The 275-nt window shown below is 76.0% G+C and carries 1 pseudogene; it reads right to left on the reverse strand.

Features of this window, described 5'->3' with window-relative positions:
- Positions 1 to 275, reverse strand: a pseudogene (locus GTW67_RS25930) (maltokinase N-terminal cap-like domain-containing protein); the annotation flags it as partial.

Raw genomic sequence — 275 nt, forward strand, 5'->3', positions numbered from 1 at the left:
AGCCAGTCGGGGCGGTGCCGGGCCTCGTACAGCACCTCATACACGGCCCTGTCGGTCTCGTAGGCGCGCAGCAGGCCGTGCTTCTTACGGGGGTCCCACCCGGCTCGGGCGGCGTAACCCGCGCAGAACGCCTCCCGGCAGCGGCGCGCCCACTCGGGGCGCCACGGGCGGCGCTGCCGGGCCGCGTAGTCGAAGGAGCGCAGCATGCCCGCGATGTCCCGGACGGGGGAGTGGGCGCTGCGCCGTTCGGCGAGCGGGCGGGACGGTTCGCCCTC

Origin of the sequence: Streptomyces sp. SID5910 (assembly GCF_009862125.1) — a bacterium.
Lineage (GTDB): Bacteria > Actinomycetota > Actinomycetes > Streptomycetales > Streptomycetaceae > Streptomyces.